This is a genomic window from Azotobacter vinelandii CA (assembly GCF_000380335.1).
GTDB classification, from domain to species: domain Bacteria; phylum Pseudomonadota; class Gammaproteobacteria; order Pseudomonadales; family Pseudomonadaceae; genus Azotobacter; species Azotobacter vinelandii.
Genome location: NC_021149.1, coordinates 4,409,531 through 4,430,349, shown reverse-complemented (window position 1 = coordinate 4,430,349; position 20,819 = coordinate 4,409,531). Strand labels below are relative to the sequence as shown.

Sequence of the window (20,819 nt, the reverse complement as noted above, 5' to 3'; positions counted from 1 at the left end):
TTCCTGAAACAGTGCAGACAGCCAGCGCCGGCGGCATCGCCGGTGCAGTCGCCTTCGCGCATCCCTAGGAGAACCTCATGTCCCGCAAAATCGTCCTCAACGCTTTCGAGATGAACTGCGTCGGTCACCAGTCCCCCGGCCTCTGGGCGCACCCGCGCGACCGCGCCTGGCAGTACAAGGACCTGGAGTACTGGACCGACCTGGCCAGGCTGCTCGAACGCGGCAAGCTCGACGGCATCTTCATCGCCGACGTGATCGGCATCTACGACGTGCTCAACGGCAACGGCGAGGCGGCGATCCGCCAGTCCACCCAGGTGCCGGTCAACGATCCGCTGGCGCTGATCACGCCGATGGCGTTGGTCACCGAACACCTCGGCTTCGGCCTGACCGCCTCGCTGGCCTTCGAGCATCCCTATCCGTTCGCCCGCCGCCTGTCGACCCTGGACCACCTGACCAAGGGCCGCGTCGGCTGGAACGTCGTCACCTCCTACCTGGACAGCGGCGCGCGCAGCCTCGGCCAGCAGGCGCTGAGCGGTCACGACGAGCGTTACGACCATGCCGACGAATACCTGGAAGTGATCTACAAGCTGCTCGAAGGCAGTTGGGAAGACGGCGCGGTGATCCGCGACCGCGAGCGCCGGCTGTTCACCGATCCGGCCAAGGTCCACGAGATCGACCATCGGGGCGAACACTTCCAGGTGTCCGGCATCCACCTCTGCGAACCCTCGCCGCAGCGTACCCCGGTGCTCTTCCAGGCCGGCGCCTCCAGCCGCGGCCGGCGCTTCTCCGCCGAGCACGCCGAATGCGTGTTCGTCGCCGCGCCGTCCAAGGCCGTGCTCAAGAAGACCGTGGCGGACATCCGCCAGCGCGCCGTCGAGGCCGGACGCGACCCCTACCAGATCCGCATCCTCAACCTGCAGACGGTGATCCTCGGCGAGACCGACGCCGAGGCCCAGGCCAAGTGGCGCGACTACAAGCAGTACGTCAGCTACGAGGGCGCGCTGGCGCTGATCTCCGGCTGGACCGGGCTGGACTTCGGCCAGTACCAGCCCGACCAGGTGCTCAAGCACATCCATACCAACGCCATCCAGTCGGCGGTCGAAGCCTTCTCCACGGCCGATCCGAGCAAGCAGTGGACGGTCAGGGAACTGGCCGACTGGGTCGGTATCGGCGGCTTCGGCCCGCTGTTCGTCGGCAGCCCGCAGACCGTGGCCGACCAGTTGCAGGAGTGGGTCGAGGAAACCGACGTGGACGGCTTCAACCTGGCCTACGCGGTCAGCCACGAAACCTTCGTCGACGTGGTCGAGCTGCTGGTGCCCGAGTTGCAGAAACGCGGCGTGTTCAAGACCGACTACGCGCCGGGAACCCTGCGCGAGAAACTGTTCGGCGCGGGTCCCCGCCTGCCGGACAACCATCCGGGTGCCCGCTACCGCGACCTGGCGGCGCTGCGCGCGCAGCGCCCCGAATCGGTCGGCGCCTGATGGCGGAGGAGCGAAGCATGACGAGCCAGACGCTTTTGGCGAAGACCGGTGGCGCTGCGGCGGAAGCGGCCTTCGACGGTCCCCTGGGACCCGACGCCCCGGAACTGGAACCCTTGCTGGCGGAAATCGCCCGGGATGCCGAGGAACGCCGCAAGCCCGGCCAGGAGGGCCATCCCTGGCGCGCCCTGGCGCTGATCCGCCGGGCGCGGCTGGGCGCGCTGCGCCTGCCGCGCGAGAGCGGCGGCGGTGGCGCCAGCCTGCGCGAACTGTTCGGGGTGGTCATTCGCCTGGCCGAGGCCGATCCGGACGTCGCGCACATCCTGCGCGCGCATTACCTGCTGACCGACGAGTTCCTGCGCGCGCCGGCCGGCGCCGTGCGCGACGAACGCCTGCGCCGGGTGGCGGCCGGGGAAATCTTCGGCAACGCCTACACCGAGCTGTCGAGCAAACCCGTGGGCAACTACGCGTTCGAGACGCGCCTGTCGCCGGACGGCGACGGCTTCCGCCTGAACGGCACCAAGTACTTCAGCACCGGCACCCTGTACGCCGACTGGGTGTACGTGACCGCTTCCCTCGAAGACGGCAGCCCGGCCGGCGCGATCGTCCCGACCGGACGGGCGGGGCTGCGCATCGTCGACGACTGGGACGGCATCGGCCAGAAGTACACCGGCAGCGGCACGACCCACTTCGACGACGTGCGGGTCGAGGCCGACGAGGTGGTCCGGCGCGATACGGCGAACCAGTTCAACGCGCTGGCGCAGCTCTATCTGCACGGCGTCATCGCCGGCATCCTGCGCAACGTGGTGAGCGATGCCGCGGCGCTGTTGCACGGGCGGGCGCGAACCTTCAGCCACGCCGCGGCCGCCCGGCCGGCGGAGGACCCGCAACTGCTGCAGGTGGTCGGCGAACTGTCGAGCACGGCCTTCGCCGCCGAGGCCATAGTGCTGGCGGCGGCGGACGCGCTGGACCGCGCCTTCGCCTCCGGCGTCGGTGGCGAGGTCGATCCGCAACTCGGCCACGAATCCTCGCTGCGCGCGGCGCAGGCCAAGGTCAGCGTGGATGCCCTGGCCCTGCGCGCGGCCAGCCTGCTGTTCGAGGTCGGCGGTTCCTCGGCGGCGCGCCAGTCGGCGCAGCTCGACCGGCACTGGCGCAACGTCCGCACCCTGGCCTCGCACAACCCGACGCTCTACAAGGCGCGGGCCATCGGCGACTACGAGGTGAACGGCCGGGAGCTGCCGCGCAACGCCTATTTCTGAGACGCCCTCGGCGCGAACCGCAGGTACTTCCCCCGTGGCCGGCCGGCGCAGTCATGCGCCGCCGGCTTTTTTCGTTCCGCCCGCGGCGGGAGAAACGGCGCCGGCAACTGTCCGGCAGGCAACAGCCGATCAGCAGGCTGTGCCCCGAGCATCAGCCGAGCCGCCCGAAATACCGGAAAAATTCCATGTATATCAAAGGATTGTGTTTTGGCATGGGCTCTGCAACCGACTCCACAGGCGTGCCCTGCGGCACGGGAAGTCACTTGCAAGGCGGGCGCCCGCCCGCCGGGAGGAATGCCAATGAGCGTGCACGAGCCGAATCCGCCCGGACTCGATGTCCTGCCCGACGATGCCCTCGAACGCCTGGGGCGCTGGGCCGCCGAGCGGCCGCTGCGGATCGCCTTGCGCCACAAGCGCCACGGCCGCTGGAAGGCCTGGCGCTGGGTCGATGCGCAGCATGAGGTCGCCCGGCTGGGCTTGGCGCTGCAGCGCCAGGGCTTCGGGCCCGGCTCGCGCCTGGCGCTGAGCGGCGCCCTGGAGCCGACGGCGATCCTGCTCGCCCTGGCGGCCAGGGCCGCCGGTGGCCGGGTGGTTTCCGCCTGCCGGCTGGCGGCGGGCGACGAGCTGCGCGACCTGCTGCTGCGCCTGCGGCCGAGCCATGCCTTCGTGCAGAGCCGCGAGGGCGTGTCGCGCTGGCTGGATGCCGCGCGGGATCTGCCGCACGAACTGCTGGTGTTTTCCGCCCGCTCGGCGCAGCGCCGCCAGGGCAATTGCCGGGTGCTGCCGCTGGCCGCGCTGGACGGAGGCGGGCCGCTCGCGCCGTTGCCGCTGCCGTGGAGTGAAGTCCGCGACCAGGAAACGCTGTGGAGCGAGGAGGGCACCGAGTGGCCCGAGGGCCTGGGCCTGCTGCTGCGTCACTGGCTGGACAGCGGCACCGGTTTCGCCTTCCCGGAGAACAGCGAGTCGGCGGCGCGCGACCGCCGCGACATCGCGCCCACCGGCCTGTTGCTCTCGGAAAGCCGCCGGCAGGCGCTGGAGGCCGAGATCGAACGGCGCCTGGCGCCCGCCGGCAGTTGGACGCGGCGCCTGAGCGACTGGGCCCTGCAAGACCCCGAGCGCGGCGCGCGGCGCTGGATCGCGGCGCGGCTGCGCGGGCTGCTCGGCCTGCAGCGTCTCGAACGCATCCTGCCCGGCGACCTGCCGCCGCCGCTGGCGCGGCCGTCGCCGGTCCGGCTCGCGACGCGGGAGCAGGTCGCATGAATGCCGCCGTTTCCGCCGCCGAGGCGATCCTCGAAGTCCGCGACATCTCCCTGTCGTTCAAGGGCGTCAAGGCGATCAACGCCCTGTCGTTCGAGGTGCGCCGCGGCGAGATCTGCGCGCTGATCGGCCCCAACGGCGCCGGCAAGAGTTCGCTGCTGAACATCCTCAACGGCGTGTACCGGCCGGATTCCGGCGAGGTGGTCTTCGAGCGCGAGCATTTCCGCCGTATCCACCCGCTGGAGGCGGCGCGCCGCGGCATCGGCCGCACCTTCCAGAACAACGCCCTGTTCAAGAAGATGAGCGTGATCGACAACCTGCTCACCGGCCTTTCGCGGCACATGCGCAGCGGCTTCTTCGCCCAGGCCCTCGGCCTGCCGGACGCGCGCCGCGAGGCGCGCCGGTTTCGCGAGCGGGCCGAGGCGATCCTCGAATTTCTCGAACTGCAACCCTGGCGCGAGGTGGCGGTGGGCAGCCTCGCCTACGGCCTGCAGAAGCGCGTCGAACTGGGCCGCGCGCTGATCGCCGAACCGCGCCTGCTGCTGCTCGACGAGCCGATGGCCGGGATGAACGCCGAGGAGAAGCAGGAGATGAGCCGCTTCATCGCCGACGTCAACCGCGACCTGGGGACCACCGTGGTGCTGATCGAGCACGACATCAAGGTGGTCATGGGCCTGTCCGGCCACGTGGTGGTGCTCGACTACGGGCGCAAGGTCGGCGACGGCACGCCGGCCGAGGTGCAGGCCAATCCCGAGGTGATCGCCGCTTACCTGGGGACGCGGCATTAGCGGCTTTCTCCCTCTCCCCCGGCCCCTCTCCCACAAGTGGGCGAGGGGAGTGTCGGAGCCGCTTCCTTCCCACAGGGGGACGAGGGGTCAATTCGCCCTCTCCCGCTCGCGGGAGAGGGCCGGGGAGAGGGCGCTTTTCGCTTTCCCTCACCCCCAGGTGGACGGAGGGAAATGGCAAGCCAATTCTCCCTCTCCCGCCTGCGGGAGAGGGCCGGGGAGAGGGCGCTTTTCGCTTTCCCTCACCCACAGGTGGACGGAGGGAAATGGCAAGCCAATTCTCCCTCTCCCGCTTGCGGGAGAGGGTCGGGGAGAGGGCGCTTTTCGCTTTCCCTCACCCACAGGTGGACGGAGGGAAATGGCAAGCCAATTCTCCCTCTCCCGCCTGCGGGAGAGGGCCGGGGAGAGGGCGCTTTTCGTTTTCCCTCTCCCACAGGTGGACGAGGAAAATATTCAGGAGTCGAGATGACTTTCTTTCTGGAAACCCTGATCGGCGGCCTGCTCGCCGGCACCATGTATTCGCTGGTAGCGATCGGCTTCGTGCTGATCTACAAGGCCAGCGGCGTGTTCAACTTCGCCCAGGGCGCCATGCTGCTGTTCGCCGCGCTGACCTTCGTCAGCCTGCAGGAGCAGGGGCTGCCCTTCGCCCTGGCGCTGCTGCTCACCGTGGTGGTGATGGCCATCGGCGCCATCGTCATCGAGCGCACGGTGCTGCGCCCGCTGGTCAACCGTTCGCAGATCACCCTGTTCATGGCCACCCTCGGCCTGTCGTTCGTCATCGAGGGGCTGGCGCAGGGGCTGATGGGCGCCCAGGTACGCGCGCTGGATCTCGGTATCGAGGACGTGCCGCTGTTTCTCGGCGAGGTGATGGTCAGCCAGTTCGACCTGGTGGCGGCGGCTACCGCGGCAGTGCTGGTGGCGGTGCTGGCGCTGCTGTTCAACCGCACGCGGATCGGCGTGTCGCTGCGCGCGGTGGCCGACGACACCCGCGCCGCGCTGTCCATCGGCATCAACCTCAACCGCATCTGGCAGATCGTCTGGGCGGTGGCCGGCGTCGTCGGGCTGGTCGCCGGACTCCTCTGGGGCGCGCGCCAGGGCGTGCAGTTCTCGCTGTCGCTGGTGGTGCTCAAGGCGCTGCCGGTGCTGATCATCGGCGGCTTCACCTCGATCGGCGGGGCCATCGCCGGCGGGCTGATCGTCGGCGCGGCGGAAAACCTCGCCGAGGTCTATCTCGGCCCGTACATCGGCGGCGGCATCACCCCCTGGTTCGCCTATTTCCTCGCCCTGGTCTTCCTCTACATCCGCCCCGCCGGCCTGTTCGGCGAGCGCGCCATCGAACGAGTGTGACGCCATGACCACGACTCACCTTCCCGCTTCCCACGACGGCGCCCCGCTGGAACTGCAGGAGCGCCGCGCGCCCTGGCCGCTGGCGATCCTGCTGGCGGTCGCCTTCGTCCTGGTGCCCTGGCTGGGCGACGACTACTGGCTCAACGCGATCTTGATCCCCTTCCTGGTGCTGTCGCTGGCCGGGCTCGGCCTCAACCTGCTGACCGGCTACACCGGGCAGACCTCGGTGGGCGCGGCCGGCTTCATGGCGGTCGGCGCCTTCGCCAGCTACGGCCTGCTGCTGCGCGTGCCGGGGCTGCCGTTGCCGCTGGCGCTGGCCGGCGGCGGGGCGATCGCCGCGGCGGTCGGCTTGGTGTTCGGCATCCCCAGCAACCGCATCAAGGGCTTCTACCTGATGGTCACCACCCTGGCGGCACAGTTCTTCCTCGAATGGGTGTTCACCAAGTTCCCCTGGTTCTACAACCACGCCTCCTCGGGAACCATCAGCGCGCCGCGCCTGGAGCTGTTCGGCCTCGACCTGCACGCGCCGGCCGGCCGCTACCTGCTGGTGCTGGGCTGCGTGACGCTGCTGACCTGGGTGGCGGTCAACCTGGTGCGCAGCCAGATCGGCCGCAACTGGATGGCGATCCGCGACATGGACACCGCCGCCGCGGTGATCGGCATCCCGGTGGACGGCTACAAGCGCCTGGCCTTCGCCGTCAGCTCCTTCTACCTGGGCGTGGCCGGCGCGCTCTGGGCCTTCGCCTACCTGGGCACCGCCAGCGCCGGCAGCTTCGACATCAACCGTTCGTTCCAGATCCTGTTCATCATCATCATCGGCGGCATGGGCAGCATCGCCGGCAATTTCGTCGGCGCCGCCTTCATCAGCCTGCTGCCGCTGCTGCTCAACCAGATCGGCCAGGGCCTGCTGGGCGGCAACGTCGACGCCGGCCAGTTGCAGAACCTGCAGAAGATCATCTTCGGCGTGCTGATCATCTGGTTCCTGGTCAAGGAACCGGAGGGACTGATCCGCCTGCTGGCCAACCTGGGCGAACGGCTGAAAGCCTGGCCCCTGAGATTCTGAACCCGACGACCGCCTGACCCGGCGACGGGAAGGAGACGCGCAACCCGAGAAAGAGAACGACATGCGCAAGACCCTGCAATGCACCCTGGGCGCCGGCGCCCTGGCGCTCGCCCTCCAGGCCGCGCCGCCGGCCCGGGCCGCCGACCTCGAACAGTACATTCCGCTGCCGAGCTTTCGCGTCGGCCCCTACGCCTCCAGCGGCATCCCGCTGTTCGACGGCATCATCGACTACCTGACCTACGTCAACGAGACCCAGGGCGGCATCAACGGCGTGCGGCTGACCTGGAGCGAGTGCGAGACCGGCTGGCTGGCCGACAAGGGCGTGGAGTGCTACGAGCAGATGAAGAACGGCCGCAACGGCTCACCCACGCCGTTCTTCTTCCCGCTGTCCGGGCCCATCGCCGCGGCGCTGGCCGAGCGCACCGAGCAGGACCGGATTCCGCTGGTGACCATCGGCTACGGCATCACCGATGCCACCGCCGGCGCGGTCTACCCCTACAACTTCCCGATCATGGCCAACTTCTACAGCCAGTCGTCCTCGGTGGTGAACTACATCGCCCAGCTCGAGGGCGGGGCGGACAAGCTCAAGGGCAAGAAGATCGTCACCGCCTACAACGACTCGCCGCCCGGCCGGGAAACCATCGCTTCGATGAAGCTGTTGGCCGAGAAGTACGGCTTCGAGGACATCCAGGTGCCGATCCCGCTGCCCGGCAACGAGCAGACCGCGGTGTGGCGCGGCATCCGCCAGCACAAGCCGGACTACGTGTTCCTGCGCGGCTGGGGGGTGATGACGCCGGTGGCGATCAAGACCGCGGTGCGTTTCGGCCTGCCCGCCGAGCGGCTGATCGGCGACATCTGGTCGGCCTCGGAAGAGGACGTGATTCCCGCCGGCGCCTCGGCCAAGGGCTACAAGGCGATCACCCCGAACCCCAGCGGCACCGATTTCCCCGTACTGCAGGGCATCCGCAAGGCGGTCGTCGACGCCGGCAAGAGCAGCCTGCGCGACAAGAACAGCTTCGGCAGCGTGTTCTACAACTCCGGCGTGATGCAGGGAATCCTGATGGTCGAGGCGCTGCGCAAGACCCAGGAGAAATACGGCGTCAAGGCCCTGAACGGCGAGGAAGCCCGCTGGGGCTTCGAGAACCTGAGCCTGGACGAGCCGCGCATCGCCGCCCTCGGCGCCACGGGCCTGCTGCAACCGCTCGAGGTCACCTGCGACGACCACGAGGGCGGCGGTTCGGTGCGCGTGCAGCAGTGGGACGGACAGAAATGGACGGTGGTCAGCGACTGGGTGGTCGCCGAGCGCGACCTGCTGCGTCCGCTGATCGACGCCGGCGCCGCCCGCCACGCCAAGGAGAAGGGCATCGCCCCGCGCGACTGCGGCCGGCCCTTGTAGACCGAGATTCCCTTTTCGCGCCTCGGGCGCCGGAGATCACCATGAGCAGGAAACGCCTGATTCTCAACGGCTTCGCGATGAACACCGTGTCGCACGTCTACCACGGACTGTGGCGCCACCCGGACAGCCAGCAGATTCATTTCAACGACCTGGAAACCTGGGTCGAGCTGGCGCAGTTGCTGGAGCGCAGCCATTTCGACGCGCTGTTTCTGGCCGACGTGATCGGCATCGACCCGTCCTACCAGGGCAACTGGGACACCTACCTGCGCGGTGCGGTGCAGGTGCCGATCAACGATTCCTCGACGCTGATCGCCGCGCTGATCGGCGCCACCCGCGACCTCGGTCTGGTCTTCACCAGTTCGATCCTCCAGGACCATCCGTTCAACTTCGCCCACCGCGCCTCGACCCTGGATCACCTGAGCAAGGGGCGCGTCGGCTGGAACATCGTCACCAGCGTCAGCCACAACGCCGCGCAGAACTTCGGCTTCGAGCGCATCGTCGCCCACGACCGGCGCTACGCCTGGGCCGAGGAATACATGGAGGTGGTCTACAAGCTGTGGGAAGGCTCCTGGGAGGAGGATGCGGTGCGCGCCGACCGGCGCGCGGGGATCTACGCCGATCCGCTCAAGGTGCACCGCATCCACCACCAGGGCGAACGCTACAAGGTCGCCGGACCGCATCTCAGCCAGCCTTCGCCGCAACGCACGCCGGCGCTGTTCCAGGCCGGCGCCTCGTACGCCGGACGGGCCTTCGCCGCGCGCAACGCCGAAGCGACCTTCATCGCCAGCCGCCACCCGGAAGGCGCGCGGCGGCTGATCGAGGACGTGCGCGGGCAGGTGCGGCGCGCCGGCCGGCGCGCCGACGACCTGCTGTTCATCCAGGGGCTGTCGTTCGTCGTCGGCAGCAGCGAGGAAGAAGCGCAATGCAAGGCGCGGGAGCTGGACGAACTGCTCTGCGTCGACGGGCTGGCCGCGCACATCAGCCGCGACCTCGGCATCGACCTCGGCCTGCTGGAGCCCGAGCAGCCCATCGACGAGCTGGAGGTCGAGGGCGTGCAGGGCATCCTGCGCTTCTTCGAGGAGGCCAATCCCGGCCAGCGCGCCACGGTGGCGGATCTGGCGCGCGCCTACGCCGGCACGCGCCTGGTCGGCTCGCCGGAGTCCATCGCCGACGAGCTGGAGCGCTGGCAGGACGCGGGGATCGACGGCGTCAACGTCATCTACCAGACCCTGCCCGGCACCTTCCGCGAGGTGGCCGAGCAACTCATCCCCGAACTGCAGAAACGCGGCCTGGCGCAGCGCGAATACGCGCCGGGCACCCTGCGCGAGCGGCTGTTCCCCGGCCGTCCCGCGCATCTCAACGAACGCCACCCGGCCGCCGCCCAGCGGCGCCGGGGGTGATGCGGATCATTCACCGACAACTCCTGGTTCCGGAAAGCAACCCATGTCCTCATCCCTGAAACGCAAGCTCGCCGTGGCCCTGCTGGCCCTCGGCGTCCACCACGCCCTGCCCGGCAGCGCCCTGGCGGCGCCGAACGAGCAGTTCTTCCCGCTGGCCACCTACCGGGTCGGCGCCTACGCCTCCAGCGGCATTCCGGTATGGGCCGGGATGATCGACTACCTGCGCTACATCAACGAGGTGGAGGGCGGCATCAACGGCGTCAAGCTGGTCTGGCAGGAATGCGAGACCGAGTGGACGGCGGAGAAGGGCATCGAGTGCTACGAGCGCTTCAAGAACGGCCTGGACGGCGCGCCGGTGGCGGTCTACCAGCCCAACGGCGCGCCGGCCGCCTACGCCCTGGCCGACAAGGCCGCGGCCGACAAGATCCCGCTGATCACCCTGGGCTACGGGCGCACCGAGGCCACCGACGGCAGTGTGTTCCCCTACAACTTCCCGGTGATGCTGACCTTCTACAGCGAGGCTTCGGCGGTGATCGAGTACATCGCCCGACGCGAGGGCGGCCTGGACAAGCTCAAGGGCAAGAAGATCGCCACCGTCTACCACGACTCCGCCTACGGCCGGGAAACCCAGGGGCCGCTGGCGCTGCTGGCCGAGAAGTACGGCTTCGAGAACATCCAGATCCCGGTGGCCGATCCGGGCAACGAGCAGTCCGCGCAGTGGCGCCAGGTGCGCCAGGCGAAGCCGGACTGGGTGTTCCTGCGCACCTGGGGCGTGTCCACCCCGGTGGCGATCAAGACCGCGGCGCGCTTCGGCTTCCCGGTGGAGCGCATCATCGGCGACATCTGGGCCAGCTCCGACGAGGACGTGCTGCCCACGGGCCCGGCCGGCAAAGGCTACCTGGCGCTCACCCCCTATCCGGGCGGCGCCGACTTCGAGATCCACAAAAAGATCAAGGAGCACATCCTCGACAAGGGCAAGAGCGACCTCAAGGACCCGAAGAGCTTCGGCAGCGTCTACTACAACTCCGGGCTGGTCAACGCGGCCATCGCCGTCGAGGCGATCCGCGCCGGGCAGGCCAGATTCGGCAAGCGCCCGCTCGACGGCGACGAGAGCCGCTGGGGCCTGGAGCACCTGGACATCGACGATGCCCGGCTCAAGGCCATCGGTTTCCACGGCCTGATGCAGCCGCTCAGGCTGTCCTGCTCGGACCACGAGGGCGGCGGCGCGGCCAAGGTGCAGCAGTGGGACGGCAGCAGTTGGAAGCTGATCACCGACTGGGTGCAGGCCGACCGCCAGACCCTGCGTCCGCTGATCGAAGCCAAGTCCGGCGTCTACGCCAAGGAAAAGGGCATCGCGCCGCGCGACTGCCGCGCCGACGGCTGAGAAGCCACACCCGCCCTCGACCCGGCCACGGGAGATGGGCAAGCCAGAACCCCGACAGACCCCGATCATCGACCCCTGGAAGTGAATCATCATGCGTGACTCCCTGCGCCGCGTCCTCGCCGGCGCCGCCCTCGCCCTCGGCGCCCATACCGCCCTGCCCGCGACCGCCCTGGCGGCGCCGGACGAGCAGTTCGTTCCGCTGGCCACCTACCGCGTCGGCCCCTATGCCTCCAGCGGCATTCCCTGGTGGGCCGGCACCATCGACTACCTGCGCTACGTCAACGAGGTGGAGGGCGGCATCAATGGCGTGAAGATCGCCTGGCAGGAATGCGAGACCGAATGGAGCACCGACCGCATCGTCGAGTGCTACGAGCGTTTCAAGAACGGCCGCGACGGCGCGCCGGTGGCCTTCTTCCTCACCCACAGCACCCCGGCCTCCTACGCGCTGATGGAGAAGGGCGCGGCGGACAAGATCCCGCTGATCGACCCGGCCGGCGGGCGCACCGAATCCACCGACGGCAGCGTGTTCCCTTACGCCTTCCCGCTGCTGCTCACCTACTACGGCCAGGCTTCGGTGGGCATCAACTACATCGCCCAGCGCGAAGGCGGCTTCGACAAGCTCAAGGGCAAGAAGATCGCCACCGTCTACCACGACTCGCCCTACGGCCGGGAAACCCAGGCGGCAATCGAGTTGCTGGCGCAGAAGTACGGCTTCGAGAACATCCAGATCCCGGTGGCCCACCCCGGCAACGAACAGTCGGTGCAGTGGCGCCAGGTGCGCCAGCTCCAGCCGGACTGGGTGTTCCTGCGCACCTGGGGCGTGTCGACCCCGGTGGCGATCAAGACCGCCGCGCGCTTCGGCTTCCCGGTCGAGCGCATCATCGGCGACGTCTGGGCCGGCTCCGAGGCCGACGTGATCCCGGCGGGCGCCGCCGCCAAGGGCTACCAGGCGCTGGCGCCGTTCCCCGGCGGCGACGGCTTCGAGATCCACAAGCGCCTGCGCGAGCAGATCCTCGACAAGGGCAAGAGCGACCTCAAGGACCCGAGTTACTTCGGCAAGGTCTACTACAACATCGGCCTGGTCAACGCGGCCATCGTGGTCGAGGCGCTGCACGCCGGTCAGGCGAAGTTCGGCAACCGGCCGCTGAACGGCGAGGAAGGGCGCTGGGCCTTCGAGCACCTCAAGGTCGACGCGGCGCGCCTGAAGCAGATCGGCTTCGACGGCCTGCTGCAACCCCTGCAGGTGAGCTGCGCGGACCACGAAGGCGGCGGCGCCGCCCGCGTGCAGCAATGGGACGGCGAGAAATGGGTGCTGGTCAGCGACTGGGTGCAGGCCGACCGCGACACCCTGCGGCCGCTGATCGAGGCCAAGTCCGCCGCCTACGCGAAGGAGAAAAGCATCACCCCGCGCGATTGCGCCACGGCGAACTGAGTCCGCCCGCCAGACCGCGAACCGTAGGGTGGGCAACGGCGCAGCCTTGCCCACCATCGGCACCGCCGGTGCCGCTTTCCACGCAGAGGACACTCCCATGAGCAACCAGACCCGACCCGCCGCCAGCCCCGCCGAACTGCTGGCGGTGAACGACATCGAAGTGATCTACGACGGCGCCATCCTCGCCGTGGCCGGCGTGTCGCTGCGCGTCGAGCGGGGCGGCATCGTCGCCCTGCTCGGCGCCAACGGCGCCGGCAAGAGCACCACCCTCAAGGCCATCTCCGGCCTGGTTCAGGCCGACCGCGCCCGGGTCAGCCGCGGCAGCATCCGCTTTCTCGGCGAAGACACCGCCGGCGTGGCGCCCAACCTGCTGGCGCGGCGCGGCATCGTCCACGTCCTCGAAGGCCGCCACGTCTTCGCCCACCTGACCATCGAGGAGAACCTGCGCAGCGGCGGCTTCCTGCGCGGGCCGAGCCGGCAGGAGCTGGAGCGGGAACTGGAGCGCATCTACGCCTGGTTCCCGCGCCTGAAGACCAAGCGCAAGACCCAGGCCGGGCTGACCTCCGGCGGCGAACAGCAGATGCTGGCCATCGGCCGCGCGCTGATGACCCGGCCGACGCTGGTGCTGCTCGACGAGCCGTCGATGGGGCTGGCGCCGATCATCGTCGAAGAAATCTTCGAGATCGTCGCCCAGCTCAACGAGAAGGAGGGCATGAGCTTCCTGGTCGCCGAACAGAACATCAACGTCGCCCTGCGGCATGCCGACCATGCCTACATCCTGGAGAACGGCCGGGTGGTGGGCGAGGGCGCGGCGCAGGAACTGGCCGCGCGGGAGGATATCCAGCACTTCTACCTGGGCGGCAAGGCCGGGTAGGGCATCTCACCAGGCTTTCGGTTTCCCTCTGGTGTGAGTCGGGGCGGGGCGTTGGCCGTTTTCCCTCTCCCCCGGCCCCTCTCCCACGGGGAGAGGGGAGCATGCAAGGCGATGCCGACGATTCGGGCGTCGGGATGGACTTCGTCCGGGTACGCGGCACCGGGGTCTTCTCCCTCTCCCGCTTGCGGGAGAGGGCTGGGGAGAGGGCGCTGGGCCGTTTTCCCTCACCCTCGGCCCCTCTCCCACGGGGAGAGGGGAGCGTGCAAGGTGGCGCCGGCGATCCGGGCGTCGGGATGGACTTCGTCCGGGTACGCGGCACCGGGGCCTTCTCCCTCTCCCGCTTGCGGGAGAGGGCTGGGGAGAGGGCGCTGGGCGGTTTTCCCTCACCCCCGGCCCCTCTCCCACGGGGAGAGGGGAGCGTGCAAGGCGGCGCCGACGATCCGGGCGTCGGGGTGGACTGTGCCCCGGTACGCGGCACCGGGGCCTTCTCCCTCTCCCGTTTGCGGGAGAGGGCCGGGGAGAGGGCGCTGGCGGTTTTCCCTCACCCCCGGCCCCTCTCCCATGGGGAGAGGGGAGCATGCAAGGTGGCGCCGACGATCCGGGCGTCGAGATGGACTTCGCCCCAGCGGCACCGGGGGCCTTCTCCCTCTCCCGCTTGCGGGAGAGGGTCGGGGAGAGGGGAGTGTGCATCGGGCAACAGCATTCGCACGGACTGTCGCCAGCGCAACAGTCCGCCCGCTGTTGCTGTCCGGCCAGCCCCGGAAATCCGCGCCCCGCGCGGCTGGCACGCAACCTGCTCCTGCTCGACCCATCCACCGGCGCCCGCGGGCGCCCCCGCTTTCCCCGTACAGGTCGACATGCCATGCCAATCCTTGCCGAAGCCTCGTTCGACAGCGTCGAGGCCGCCATCGCCGCCATCGCCCGCGGCGAATTCGTCGTCGTGGTCGACGACACCGAGCGCGAGAACGAGGGCGATCTGATCATCGCCGCCGATGCCATCACTCCCGAACAAATGGCCTTCCTGGTCCGCCACAGCAGCGGCCTGGTCTGCGTCGCGCTGCCCGGCGAGCGTCTCGATGCGCTCGAACTGCCGCTGATGGTCGAGGCCAACAGCGAGTCCCGGCAGACCGCCTTCACCGTCAGCGTCGACTACCGCCACGGCACCAGCAGCGGGATTTCCGCCGCCGACCGCGCGGCGACCCTCAACGCCCTGGCCGACCCGGCTTCGCGGCCGGACGACTTCGCCCGGCCGGGCCATATCTTCCCGCTGCGCGCCAGGGCCGGCGGCGTGCTGGAGCGTCCCGGCCACACCGAGGCGGCGCTGGACCTGGCCGTGCTCGCCGGGCGCCGGCCGGCCGGTGTGCTCTGCGAGATCGTCAACGACGACGGCGGCATGGCGCGGCGTCCCGAACTGCTGGTCTTCGCCCGCGAACACGGCCTGCCGATCGTCAGCATCGAGCAACTCATCGCCTGGCGCCGTGCGCAGGCGCCGGAGCCGCGACTGCTCGCCGAAACCCGCCTGCCGACCCGCCACGGCGAATTCCGCCTGCATCTCTACGCTTACCAGGGCGGCGAATACCCGCTGCTGCTCGCCGGCGAGGTGGCGGGCGAGGGGCTGTTGACCCGTCTGCATTCCGAATGCCTGACCGGCGACGCGTTCGGCTCGCTGCGCTGCGACTGCGGCGAACAGTTCGACCTGGCGCTGGCGCGCATCGCCCGCGAAGGCCGCGGCGCGCTGCTCTATCTCACCGGCCACGAGGGCCGCGGCATCGGCCTGGCCGCCAAGCTGCGCGCCTACGCCCTGCAGGACGGCGGGCTGGACACGGTGGAAGCCAATCGGGCCCTCGGCCTGCCGGTGGACGCCCGCGACTATCGGGCCGCCGCCGCCATTCTCCGGCACCTGGGCGTGCGTTCGGTGCAACTGCTCAGCAACAATCCGGCCAAGGCCCGCGCCCTGGAGGATCTGGGCATCGAGGTGCAGCGCCGGCTGGCCCACGAAGTGCCCGCCAACCCGGCCAACCAGCGCTATCTGGAAACCAAGCGCGAGCGCCTGGGACACCGCCTGGCGCTGTCGCTGGCCGTACCGCGTCGGGCCTGATATCGGCGGGCCGGCGCTTGCCGGGTGTCCGGCTGCTCGCCGGCGGGGAAGGCTGTGGGGGCGGCGACGGAAGTCGAAGCATCGCGAACGGATTCGTTCCGGGGCGCCACGCTTGGGGCGGGTTCATCCGCGCTTGGCGACGGTGAGCGAAGGTGTCGCGAACGAGGGCGCTGCCAGCCACGCCCCCTCGACTTCGCTTCCCCGTCGCCAGGGGAGCGCATGAGGTCCCGGAAGGCCCGGCGCTTACTCGGCCACCAGCAGGGCATCGGCGGATACGTCCTTCACGCCCTTGATGCTCTTGGCTTTCTGGATGGCCAGGTCTTTCTCGGCCTCGCTGCTGACCGTGCCGGACAGTGACACCACGCCCTGGTTGGTTTCCACCTTGATATCCATGCCGTCGAGATCGCTGTCGGCCAGGAAGGTGGATTTCACCTTGCTGGTGATCCAGGTGTCGGAAACCGCGTCTCCGGCTTTTTCCATGGTATCGGCGGCGAGCATTACCGGTTGGGTCTGCCGGGATTCGGCGGCGCTGGCGCCAGTACCCATCGACAGGCCGAAAACCGTGGCGGCAGTGATGGCGACATAGGCCCAAGGGTGTTTTTTCATGGTGTTCACTCCTGTTCTTCTCGGGGAATTACAGCGTGTCAACACAACCATGGACTCCCTCGGGACTTGGTAAGTTCTGTGAAAGTCCGGGCCGCCGAATGGCGGGTTCCACTTCGCCATCGGTTTGCAATCGGGTTGTCCCGGGTTCCGCTGTCATTCGGCATTCGATGATGCGCCAGCGAACTTTCCCGTCGTTCCGGGCGTTCGCGGCGGATTCGCGCTCGAATGGCAAGGGCGAAATGGAAGAGCGACTCGGGAAAACGGGCCCCGAGTCGCAGGGGTCATCGCGGCCGGCCGGGCGCCTGCCGGTTCCGCGCTTTCCCGGCCGCCGCCGGGGCGGCTACAGCGGTACCGGCGTGCGCGGCGGCTGTCCCGCCGCGTACGCCTCGATATTGGCCAGGACACAGGCTTCCTGTTCCTGCGCCGCTTCGAGGGTGGCGCCGCCGATGTGTGGCGTCAGGGTCACGTGGGCGAGCCGGAAGAGTTCGGCGGGAATCGCCGGCTCGTGCTCGTAGACATCCAGCCCGGCGCCGGCGATCCAGCCGTTTTTCAGGGCTTCCAGCAGGACCTGCTCGTCCACCGTGGTGCCGCGCGAGACGTTGACCAGGAACCCCTGCGGGCCCAGCGCCCGCAGCACGGCGGCGTCTATCGCGTGGTAGGTGGCGGCGTCGGCGCGCAGGCAGACGACCAGCACGTCGGCCCATTCGGCCAGCCGCAGGATGGACTCGAAGTAGGGATAGGGATGTTCCGGGCGGGCCGTCCTGCCGTGGTAGCCGACCTCCATGTCGAAGGCCGCGGCGCGTTTGGCGACGTTCAGGCCGATGGCGCCCAGGCCGCAGATGCCCAGCCGGCGGCCGCCCAGGCCACGCACGGGCGGCATGCGCTCGCCGGCATTGCCCTGCCAGCGCCCGGCTTCCAGGTACTGGCGGGCGGCGGGCAGGTTCCTGACGCTGGAAATCAGCAGGCCCATCGCCAGGTCGGCCACGCTCGCGGCGTTCGCCGCGGGACTGTTGGTCACGACGATGCCGCGCTGCCTGGCGTGATCCAGGTCGATGCCGTCGTAGCCGCTGCCCAGGCAGCAGATCAGTTCCAGGCGCGGCAGCCGGGCCAGTGATGCCGCCGGCATGCGCGTCGAGCCGAAGGCGACGACGATGCGGATGTCTCCGGCCAGCTCCGGCGTTAGGGCGGCGACCGCCGCGTCGAAGTCGGCGCTCGCCGCCTCGATCACCCCGAAGCGGGCTCGCAGGCGTTGATGAAAGGATTCGGAAACACGTGAGGCGAGGAGAAGGCTGGGCTGCATGGCGGTTTCTCGTGGGGAAGACGGGCCCAGCTTAGCGTCCGTCGCCCGCCGCCACAGTTGCGCATTGGCGAAGCCTCCGCCGCCCGGAGGCGGCGGGAGGGTCTTCTACAGCCAGGGGTGGCGCGCCGGCTTGACGCCGTTGAGGTAGTAGTCGCCGATGATACTGAACTTCCAGCGCACCGGATCGTGCAGGGTGTGGGTGCGGGCGTTGCGCCAGTGGCGGTCGAGATTGTACTCCTCCAGGGTGGAGCGGGTGCCGGCCAGCTCGAACAGCTTGTTGCTGGCGAGGATGGCCGCCTCGGTGGTGAGCACCTTGGCCTCGGCCACGGCGATGGAGGCGGCGGCCACCGTGTCCTCGTCGGGATTGGCGACGGCGAGCTGGATGCTGTCGGCGGCCAGGTCGAGCACCGCTTCGGCGGCGCGCTGGCGGATCTGCAGGTCGCCGATCTGCTGCAGGGTGTAGGGGTCCTGCCAGGCGTGTTCGAGGCCGGAGTCGAGCCAGGGGCGGGCGTGGCGGCGCACCTGTTCCTGGGTCTCGGCCAGCGCGCCGCGAGCGATGCCGGCGTCGATGGCGGCCTGCAGGAATTGCGAGATCGGCCCGGCGGCGGTGGGCCGCTCGAAGGCCTGGTGGACCGGCAGCAGGTGCCCGGCCGGGACGCGCACCTTGTTCACCAGCACGGTGCCGCTGGCGGTGGTGCGCTGGCCGAAGCCGGACCAGTCGTTGATCACCTCCAGTCCCTCGGCGTCGCGCCGGATGAAGGCCAGGAAGGCGCGTTTCTCGCTGTCCACCGCGACGGTGGGAACCCAGTGGGCGAGCAGGGCGCCGCTGGAGTAGAACTTTTGCCCGTCGACCCGGAAGAAGCCTTCGCCGTCCGGGCTCAGGCGCGTCTCGAAGTCGGCCACGGTGCGGCTGTTGCGCTCGGAGAAAGCGTTGCCGAAGCGCACGCCGTCCAGTACCAGGCCGAAGAAGTAGCGTTTCTGCTCCTCGCTGCCGTCGAGGCGGATGTGGTCGACGATGGCCAGGTGGTTCTGCGGCAACTGGGCCAGCGACGGGTCGGCGGCGGCGACGGTCTTGATGACTTCGCCGAGGGTCCGGTAGCTGACTTCGGCGCCGCCATGGCTGCGGGGCACGGTGATGCCCCACAGGCCGCTCTGCGAGAAGGCGTTCAGTTCCGCCACCGGCAGGCGCCGCTCGCGGTCGCGCTGGGCCGCCTCGCGGGCGAAGTCGGCGGCCAGGGCGCGGGCGATCTCGATGGCCTCGGCGTCGCTGCGGATACGATGCGCCGGCTGCTGCGGCAGCGCTTGCAGGTAGGGATCGGCCGGGCGGGCCGGGGCTTGCGGTTCGCTCATGGGGATTTCCTTTCGTGCATGACGTTCGGTGAAGGGGAAGCCGGCTCAGGCGGCGCTCGGGCCGCTGCCGATCTGCCAGACGTAGGGCGGCTCGGTGCCGTTGATCTCCCAGTCGCCGACGATGCGTTCCTTGTAGATCAGCGGGTTGTGCGAGGCGGCGGTGCGCGCGTTGCGCCAGTGGCGGTCGAGCTGCCTGGCCTCGCTGGTGGCGGAGGCGCCGAGGGCGTTGAACAGGTCGCTGGTGGCGCGCAGGATCAGCTCGGCGATCACCACCTGGGCCTTGGCCGATTCCAGTTCGGCGGCGACGTTGGCGTCGTGCTCGGCCCGCTCGTCGCCGCCGAAGCGGGTTTCGTAGGCGCGCTGGGCCGGGACGGCGGCGCGCAGGGCGGTGGCCTCGGCGGCGTAGACCAGGGCGGCAGCCTTGCCGATCACCTGCTGGATCTGCGCGTCCTGGCTGACCCGCGGTGCGTTGCCGTGGCTGTAGATGCGCGTGCGCTGGCGCACCTCGCTGGCGAAGTCGCGCAGCGCGCCGCGCCCGGAGCCGGCCAGCACGGCGATCAGCACCAGTTGGTAGAGCGCGGTCTGGTATTTGAAGCGGCTGGAGAAGTCGATGATGTTCTCTTCGGCGACCACCGCGTCGTCGAACACCGAGCTGCCGCTGCCGGTGGTGCGCTGGCCGAAGCCATCCCAGTCGTCGCTTTGCCGCACGCCGCTCTGGTGGGTGCTGACCGCGGCGATCACGTCGCGGCCGTCGTCGTCGCGCTGGGCGTACACATCGATCCAGTCGGCGAAGATGCTGCCGGTGCTGTAGTACTTGTGGCCGTTGACCACCCACTGGTCGCCCCGGCGGCTGACCCGGGTGCCGACTTCGCCGATCTTCACCGCGCCGACCTCGGTCCAGGCGTTGCCGACCAGTTCGCCGGCGACGAAGCGCCGGAACCACTTGTCCTGGCGGGCCTCGGCGTGGGCGTTGAGGCGGTCCTCGACGAAGGCGAAGTGGCCGCGCAGCGCCTGCGGCACGTTGGAGTCGGCCTCGGCCAGCTCGATCAGCAGTTGCACCAGTTGCGGCAGCGAGGCGCCGGCGCCGCCGTATTCCAGCGGCACGCGCACGGCGCCGAAGCCGGCTTCCGTGAGCCATTTGAGCGGTTCGTAGGGCAGGCCGCGGCTGCGCTCGCGCTCGACGGCGCCTTCGGCGATGCGCGCGAAGATCGGCCGGAAACGCTCGGCCAGGCGTTCGTAGTCGGTGCCGGTGGATAGAGCTAGCGGATGTTGCTGGGCGGTCATGGGAAGGCTCCTGAGTTGGACCGATCGCGGCGACCGTACGGGCCGCCGGGCTGTTGGCAAGCCTTCTGCACAGGCCATGCCCACTCGCCGAACCCGGCATTCATGCGGGCTCCAGCTATTTTCGGGCGGTTTTCCCTGTTGCCTGCGGGGCAACTTGCTGGCGGACTGCGGCCAGGGCAACAGCGCCGCGCTGTCCTGGCGGGAGCCATGCCAGCGGATGGCCATCCGAAGCCCCGTTGTCCATCGCGCAGTCGTAGGGTGGGCAACGCCGCAGGCTTGCCCACCACGGTGGATGGCTTCGGCCATCCACCCAGGCTCTGGCGACAGCCGAAGCGCCGTGCCCACGCCCGTGGCTGTCCGTCGCGCAGCACTCGTTCAGCAACTTGCCCCGGCGGGGACAGCGCGGGGGCTTGGCGCCGTTCGCCAAGTCGTTGATCGCTCGGGGTTTTCCCGGTTGGCACGGGCTCTGCTCCGTGGCTTCCGGCGGCTGCCGCTCCGGTAGCGCC

Annotated in this window: 16 protein-coding genes; 12 read left to right on the top strand and 4 right to left on the bottom strand. The window is 69.5% G+C overall.

The features are described 5' to 3' along the window. Positions 1-77: 77 nt before the first annotated feature. From AVCA_RS19945 to AVCA_RS19890, 12 genes are all read left to right on the top strand, one after another. A complete protein-coding gene (locus tag AVCA_RS19945) occupies positions 78-1,481 on the top strand; it encodes an LLM class flavin-dependent oxidoreductase (RefSeq protein ID WP_012702869.1) in 1,404 nt (467 codons plus the stop codon). Positions 1,482-1,498: 17 nt separating this feature from the next. Continuing rightward, the gene (locus AVCA_RS19940; RefSeq protein ID WP_012702868.1) at positions 1,499-2,737 is read left to right on the top strand and encodes an acyl-CoA dehydrogenase family protein; all 1,239 of its coding nucleotides are present in this window, start codon (positions 1,499-1,501) and stop codon (positions 2,735-2,737) included. A 300-nt stretch (positions 2,738-3,037) separates the two neighbouring features. Then, positions 3,038-3,997, top strand: a complete 960-nt coding sequence (locus AVCA_RS19935; RefSeq protein ID WP_012702867.1) for an AMP-binding protein — start codon at positions 3,038-3,040, stop codon at positions 3,995-3,997. Beyond that, positions 3,994-4,782 (top strand): ABC transporter ATP-binding protein, encoded by a 789-nt coding sequence (locus tag AVCA_RS19930; RefSeq protein WP_012702866.1) that lies wholly within the window; start codon positions 3,994-3,996, stop codon positions 4,780-4,782. Before AVCA_RS19935 ends, AVCA_RS19930 begins: the two co-directional genes overlap by 4 nt. 462 nt (positions 4,783-5,244) lie before the next feature. Beyond that, positions 5,245-6,126: a branched-chain amino acid ABC transporter permease gene (locus tag AVCA_RS19925; RefSeq protein WP_012702865.1), complete on the top strand. Its 882-nt coding sequence runs from the start codon at positions 5,245-5,247 to the stop codon at positions 6,124-6,126. A gap of 4 nt (positions 6,127-6,130) precedes the next feature. Next, the gene (locus tag AVCA_RS19920) at positions 6,131-7,189 is read left to right on the top strand and encodes a branched-chain amino acid ABC transporter permease (protein WP_012702864.1); all 1,059 of its coding nucleotides are present in this window, start codon (positions 6,131-6,133) and stop codon (positions 7,187-7,189) included. Between the two features lie 61 nt (positions 7,190-7,250). Then, a complete protein-coding gene (locus AVCA_RS19915) occupies positions 7,251-8,585 on the top strand; it encodes an ABC transporter substrate-binding protein (protein WP_012702863.1) in 1,335 nt (444 codons plus the stop codon). A 41-nt stretch (positions 8,586-8,626) separates the two neighbouring features. After that, a complete protein-coding gene (locus AVCA_RS19910) occupies positions 8,627-9,985 on the top strand; it encodes an LLM class flavin-dependent oxidoreductase (RefSeq protein WP_012702862.1) in 1,359 nt (452 codons plus the stop codon). A gap of 43 nt (positions 9,986-10,028) precedes the next feature. Then, a complete protein-coding gene (locus AVCA_RS19905; protein ID WP_012702861.1) occupies positions 10,029-11,369 on the top strand; it encodes an ABC transporter substrate-binding protein in 1,341 nt (446 codons plus the stop codon). A gap of 91 nt (positions 11,370-11,460) precedes the next feature. Then, positions 11,461-12,801 (top strand): ABC transporter substrate-binding protein, encoded by a 1,341-nt coding sequence (locus AVCA_RS19900; RefSeq protein WP_012702860.1) that lies wholly within the window; start codon positions 11,461-11,463, stop codon positions 12,799-12,801. Positions 12,802-12,898: 97 nt separating this feature from the next. Beyond that, positions 12,899-13,675 (top strand): ABC transporter ATP-binding protein, encoded by a 777-nt coding sequence (locus AVCA_RS19895; protein WP_012702859.1) that lies wholly within the window; start codon positions 12,899-12,901, stop codon positions 13,673-13,675. Between the two features lie 862 nt (positions 13,676-14,537). Continuing rightward, the gene (locus AVCA_RS19890; RefSeq protein WP_012702857.1) at positions 14,538-15,773 is read left to right on the top strand and encodes a bifunctional 3,4-dihydroxy-2-butanone-4-phosphate synthase/GTP cyclohydrolase II; all 1,236 of its coding nucleotides are present in this window, start codon (positions 14,538-14,540) and stop codon (positions 15,771-15,773) included. Between the two features lie 243 nt (positions 15,774-16,016). Here AVCA_RS19890 and AVCA_RS19885 read toward each other — a convergent pair whose 3' ends face one another. The 4 genes from AVCA_RS19885 to AVCA_RS19870 all read right to left on the bottom strand — a co-directional run bounded on the left by AVCA_RS19885 (position 16,017) and on the right by AVCA_RS19870 (position 20,313). Then, positions 16,017-16,379, bottom strand: a complete 363-nt coding sequence (locus tag AVCA_RS19885) for a BON domain-containing protein (protein WP_012702855.1) — start codon at positions 16,377-16,379, stop codon at positions 16,017-16,019. Positions 16,380-16,719: 340 nt separating this feature from the next. Next, positions 16,720-17,679, bottom strand: coding sequence for a 2-hydroxyacid dehydrogenase (locus tag AVCA_RS19880; RefSeq protein ID WP_012702854.1), 960 nt, complete (start codon positions 17,677-17,679; stop codon positions 16,720-16,722). Between the two features lie 105 nt (positions 17,680-17,784). Then, complete coding sequence (locus tag AVCA_RS19875; RefSeq protein ID WP_012702853.1) at positions 17,785-19,029, bottom strand: SfnB family sulfur acquisition oxidoreductase; 1,245 nt, start codon at positions 19,027-19,029, stop codon at positions 17,785-17,787. Between the two features lie 45 nt (positions 19,030-19,074). Next, the gene (locus AVCA_RS19870) at positions 19,075-20,313 is read right to left on the bottom strand and encodes an acyl-CoA dehydrogenase family protein (protein ID WP_012702852.1); all 1,239 of its coding nucleotides are present in this window, start codon (positions 20,311-20,313) and stop codon (positions 19,075-19,077) included. Positions 20,314-20,819: the final 506 nt, after the last annotated feature.